This window comes from Frankia sp. AgB1.9 (assembly GCF_016786355.1).
Taxonomy (GTDB): domain Bacteria; phylum Actinomycetota; class Actinomycetes; order Frankiales; family Frankiaceae; genus Pseudofrankia.
This window is the reverse complement of the sequence record NZ_JADWYX010000234.1, coordinates 1-5938: the sequence shown is the minus strand read 5'-3', so window position 1 is coordinate 5938 and position 5938 is coordinate 1. Positions and strand designations below refer to the sequence as shown.

Sequence of the window (5938 nt, the reverse complement as noted above, 5' to 3'; positions counted from 1 at the left end):
ACCACTTCAGCTAGGCGGTCACCAATCCATGCAGGACCGCTCTTCTCAGAAAGGCCGACCGTGACCGGCTACAACCCCCCCCCCGCCCCGCCCCCCCCCCCCCCCGGCCCCCGGCGGGGGGCGCCCCCGGCGACGTCGACCACGTCCAGGCCCACGGCACCGGTACCGAGCTCGGCGACCCCATCGAGGCCCAGGCCCTGCTAGCGACCTACGGGCAGGACCGAACGGACGGGCCGGCGCTCCTGCTCGGCTCGGTCAAGTCGAACCTCGGCCACACCCAGGCGGCGGCCGGCGTGACCGGCGTGGTGGCCGCGGTCGAGGCGATGCGCCACGGGCTCATCCCCGCCACGCTGCACGTGGACGCGCCGAGTCCGCACGTCGACTGGGCCGCGGGCGACGTGCGGCTGGTCACCGAAGCCACACCGTGGCCCGAGACGGGCCGCCCCCGGCGGGCCGCCGTCTCGTCCTTCGGGATCAGCGGCACGAACGCCCACCTCATCCTGGAGCAGGCTCCCGCTGTTCTGGAGCAGGCCGCCGACGGGTCGAACGCAGACCGGGGGCCTGCGCGCAACGGCCCCGGTGACGCCGAGCCGGTCACGACCTGGGTGCTGTCCGGGCACGACCCGGCCGCGCTGCGCGAGAGCGCTGTCCGCCTGCGGTCCGCCGTGGCGGCGGCCGGCCCCGGCCTCAGGCCGGTCGACGTCGGGCTGACCCTGGCCACCGGCCGAGCCGGCCTCGACCAGCGGGCCGCCGTCGTCGGCTCCGGTGCCGCCGAGCTCCTGGCCGGTCTCGACGCGCTGGTCGCCGGGGAGGCCTCGCCGGCCGCGGTCGCGGGCACCGTGGCGACCAGCGGCCGGATCGCGTTCGTCTTCCCCGGCCAGGGCAGCCAGTGGGCCGGGATGGCCCGCGACCTTCTCGACACGTCGCCGGTGTTCGCCCAGCACATCGAGCGGGTCGCCGCCGCGCTGGCCCCGCACGTCGACTGGTCGCTCGCCGACGTCCTGCGCGGCCGCCCGCCGGGCGACGGGACCGGGCCGGACTGGCTGGAGCGGGTCGACGTCGTGCAGCCGGCCCTGTTCGCGGTGATGACCGGGCTGGCGCGGCTGTGGGAGTCGCTGGGCATCCGGCCGGACGCCGTCGTCGGGCACTCCCAGGCCGAGATCGCCGCCGCGTACGTCGCCGGCATCCTCGACCTGGACGACGCCGCCCGCATCGTCGCCGTGCGCTCTCAGATCATCACCCGGATCGCCGGGCAGGGCGGCATGGCCTCGGTCCCCCGGGCCGCCGACGCCGTCCAGGCCGATCTCGACGCCTGGCTTCCCGGTGTCGCCGGGCTGGGCATCGCCGCCGTGAACGGGCCCGCCGCGACCGTCGTGTCGGGCCCCGCCGACGCCGTGGCGGCGCTCGTCGAGCGCTACAACGCGGGCGGCGTCCGGGCCCGGCGCGTCCCGGTCGACTACGCCTCCCATTCGGCCGCCGTCGAGGCCCTGGAGGCCGAGCTGCTGGCCAGCCTGGCCGACGTCCGCCACGCTCCGGCCCGAACGGCCTTCTACTCGACGGTCACCGGCGCCCGCCTGGCGGACACCGACCTGCTCGCCGCCGACTACTGGTACCGCAACCTGCGCCAGCCGGTCCGGTTCGCCGACGCGGTCCGCGCCCTGCTGGCCGACGGCCACACCGCCTTCGTCGAGGTCAGCCCCCATCCGGTCCTGACCGTCGGGGTCAGCCAGACGATCGAGGACGAGCCGGACGCCCCCGCGACCGTCGTGACCGGCACGCTGCGGCGCGGCGAGGACGGCTGGCGGCGGATCCACACCGCGCTCGCCCAGCTGCACGTGGCCGGCCACTCCCCCGACTGGCCGGCGGTGTTCGGCCCGGACGCCCGGCGGGCCGCCCTGCCGACCTACCCGTTCCAGCGCCGGCGGTTCTGGCTGGAGGCGCCGGCCGAGCCCGGCACGGAGCTGCTCGCGGCCGGCATCACGCCGGCGGCCCACCCCTGGCTGCGGCTGCGCACGGAACAGGCCGACACCGCCTCGACCACCCTGCGCGGCCTCGTCTCGCTGGCACGCACGCCCTGGCTGGCCGACCACGCGGTCGCGGGGACTCCGCTGCTGCCCGGGACGGCGTTCATCGACGTCGCCCTGCACGCGGCGGCGGCTGGCGCCGACGGGCCGGTCCGGCTCGACGAGCTCGTCCTGCGGGCGCCGCTCGCGCTGGGCGCCGACCGGGTGGCCCAGCTCCAGGTATCCCTCGGCTCGGCCGGCGAGGACGGAGCGCCGGTCGAGATCCACGCCCGGCCGGCCGACTCCGGCACCGGGCAGCGAGCGCCGTGGACCCACCACGCCAGCGGTCGCGCCGGACGGCCTATGGGCGACGGCCGGGCCACGGCCGAGATCCCGGCGCCCCGGCAGCCCGGCGAGTGGCCGCCGGGCGAGTGGCCGCCAGCCGGAGCCGAGCCGGTCGACGTCGCCGACCTGTACCGGCGGCTGGCCGCGGCCGGCTACCACTACGGGCCGGCACTGCGCGGGCTGGTCGGCGCCTGGCGCGTCGGGCAGGAGGTGCTCGCCGAGGCGCGGCTGCCCGAGCCGGTCGAGAGCGGGGCCGACGACCACGTCATCCACCCCGTCCTGCTGGACGCGGTCTTCCAGGCGGCGCTCGGCCTGCTCGACCCCGACCCCGACCGACCCGGCGGCGCGGCGGGCGGCATCCGCCTGCGCCTGCCGTTCTCCGTCAGCGGCGTGGAGGCACACCGACGCGGGGCGCGGACGCTGCGGGCCCGCATCCGTCCCACCGGTCCGGACTCGGTCTCGGTCGCGGCGGTCGACCCGTCGGGCGGGGCCGTCGTGACGGTGGCGCGCCTGGTCGCCCGGCCGCTACCGGCCAGCGAGGTGGCGGCGTTGCGCGAGCTGGCCGCCCGTGAGCCGGCCCTACCGGGGGCGGCCAGCTCCCGGTCAGCGACGGCGTTCAGTCTGGGCTGGCCCGTCCTGGAGCCGAGCGCGGCCGAGCCGGCGGGCGCTTCTCGCTGGTCCCTGCTCGGACCGGACGAGCTGGGCCTGGCCGGTGTCCTCGCCGCCGCCGGCGGAACGCTGACCGCCCACCCTGACCTGACCTCGCTGTTGGCGGCCGCCGCCACCGGCGGGCAACAGTCGGGCGACGCCACCGTCGTAGTGCTCGCGGTCCCGGCCGGCGGCGGTACCGATCCGGACGGGCTGGAGGCGGCGGTCGCGGGGACGCTCGCGACGGTTCAGGGTTTCCTGGCCGACGAGCGGCTGGCCGCTGCGCGCCTGCTCGTGCTGACCCGAGGCGCGATGAGCGTCGTCGACCACGACGGGCCGCCGGACCTGGGCGGCGCGGCCGTCTGGGGGCTCGTCCGCTCGGCCCAGGCCGAGCATCCCGGCCGGATCGTGCTCGTCGACCTGGACGGCGCCCTCGACCCGGCCACCAACCCAGATCCGGGACGGGCGCTGCGCGCCTCGGTCACGGCGCTGCCCGCCGCCGTCGCCACCGGACTCGGCCAGCTCGCGACGCGCGCGGGGAGCGTGCACGTGCCCCGCCTGGCCGAGGCCGGGACCGGTGTCGGCGACGAGCTCGAGATTCCGGCCGGTGCCGCCTGGCGCCTGGAGTCCACCGATCCCGGCGCGCCCGGATCACTTCGCTTGGTCCCCGACCCCGACTCCACCCGCCCGCCCGGGCCCGGCGAGGTCCAGCTCCAGGTGCGGGCGGCCGGCGTGAACTTCCGGGACGTCCTCATCGACCTCGGCCTCTACCCCGGCCAGGCCCGGATCGGAGCCGAGGGATCCGGGGTCGTGACGGCTGTCGGGCCAGGGGTTGACCGCTTCTCTCCCGGTGACCGGGTCATGGGCCTGCTGCCCGGACAGCTCGGCTCGCACGCCGTCGTGGACCACCATCTGCTGGCTCCTGTCCCCGCGGGCTGGGACTTCGCTCGGGCCGCCGCCGTGCCGGTCGCCTACCTCACCGCCTATCACGGGCTCGTCGGCCTGGCCGACCTGCGGCCCGGCGAGACCGTGCTGGTGCACGCGGCGGCCGGCGGCGTCGGGCAGGCCGCGGTCGCGCTGGGCAGCCACCTCGGCGCCGAGGTGTTCGGCACGGCCAGCCCGGACAAGTGGGCCGCGGTCCGGGCGCTCGGGCTCGACGACGACCATCTGGCGTCCTCGCGGGACCTCGGGTTCGCCGAGCGCTTCCGGGCGGCCTCGGGCGGCGGGGTGCGGGTCGTCCTCAACGCGCTCGCCCACGAGTTCACCGACGCGTCCCTCGGCCTGCTGCGGCCGGGCGGCCGGTTCGTCGAGCTGGGCAAGACCGACCCCCGGACGCCCGAGGAGCTGGCCGCGCGCTACCCGGGCCGGGCCTACCTGCCCTTCGACCTGCTGGCCGACGTCGCTCCCGAGCGCATCGGCGCCTACTGGGCCGAGCTGCTGCCGCTGCTGGCCTCTGGGGCGCTGCCCGCCGCGCCGCCGCGGGCCTGGGACATCCGGGCGGCGCCGACGGCGCTGCGCCACCTGCGTCACGCCCGCCACGTCGGCAAGGTCGTGCTGCGGCTGCCCCGGCCGCTGGACCCGGACGGCACCGTCCTGATCACCGGAGGCACCGGCGGGCTCGGCGCGCTCACCGCCCGCCACCTCGTCGCCCACCATGGCGTCCGCCACCTGCTGCTGGTCAGCCGCCAGGGCCCGGACGCCCCGGACGCCGGCGCACTGGCCGCGGACCTCACCGCCGCCGGAGCCACCGTGACCATTCACGCCGCCGACGTCGCCGACCCCGGCCAGCTCGCCGCCGCCCTCGCCCGCGTCGAGCCCGGCCACCCCCTCACCGCGGTCGTCCACGCCGCCGGCGCCCTCGCCGACGCCACCTTCACCGCCGTGACCCCGCGGCACCTCCACTCCACCCTGGCCCCGAAGGCGCACTCCGCCTGGCACCTGGACCGCCTCACCAGGGACGACGACCTGAGCCACTTCGTCCTCTACTCCTCCACCGCCGCCCCGCTCGGCCATCCCGGCCAGGCCCCGTACGCCGCGGCGAACGCCTATCTCGACGCGTCGGCCGAGGACCGCCAGCGCCGCGGCCAGCCGGCCACCAGCATCAACTGGGGGCCCTGGCAGCTCCCGACCGGCCTGACCGCGCACCTCTCCGAGACCGACCTGGCCCGGCTGGCCCGGGGCGGCGTGCTGCCGCTTCCCACCGCGGCCGGGCTGGCCGAGCTGGACGCCGCGCTGGCCGGAGCGGCGCCGGTGGCCGTCGCCGCGCGCCTCGACACGCGAGCCGGGCGGCCGGCGCTACCCGAGCCCCTATGGGATCTCATCCCCGCCACGCCGGCCGGCTCGGACGTCCCACCAGCGGCCGCCGGGGATCGCCCGGAGGCGGCCACGACGGCGAACGGGACCGCGCTGGCTGAGCGCCTGCGGGACCGCACGGCGCCCGAGCGGGAAGCGCTGCTGATGGAGCTGGTCACGACGAGCGCTGCTGCGGTGCTCGGGCACGGGCCGGCGCGGGCGCTCGGCCCGGACCGGGGCTTCCTCGACTCGGGCTTCGACTCGTTGACTTCGGTCGAGTTCCGCAACGTCGCCGCCGCCGCGACGGGGCTGCGGCTGCCCACGACCCTGCTGTTCGACTACCCGACCCCGCGCCGGCTGGCCCGGCACCTCGCGGATCAACTGGCGCCGGCCGAGACGGACCCGCTCGCCCAGGTCGAGCTCCTCTCGGCGGCGCTGGCGCAGGTCGCCACGACCGCCGAGCCCCGGGTGCGCGACGCCGTCCGGCCCCTGCTGCGGCAGCTGCTCACGGTCTGGGACGTGGACCGGGGCCCGGCCGGGACGCCCGACCACGACACCGCGCCACGGCCACACCGGCCGGGGGGGGGGGGGGGGGGCGGCGCCCCCCCCCCCCCCGGGGGCGCCCGCCCCCGCCCGCCGGGGGGGCGCCC

General features: G+C 78.1%; 1 protein-coding gene and 1 pseudogene. Both read left to right on the top strand.

The window, feature by feature from the left end:
- Positions 1–173 precede the first annotated feature (173 nt).
- Positions 174–299: pseudogene (locus I6A60_RS42555) on the top strand (hypothetical protein); the annotation flags it as partial.
- Positions 300–323: 24 nt separating this feature from the next.
- The coding region (locus I6A60_RS40605; RefSeq protein ID WP_238437271.1) for a type I polyketide synthase at positions 324–5938 on the top strand (5615 nt) is incomplete at its 3' end.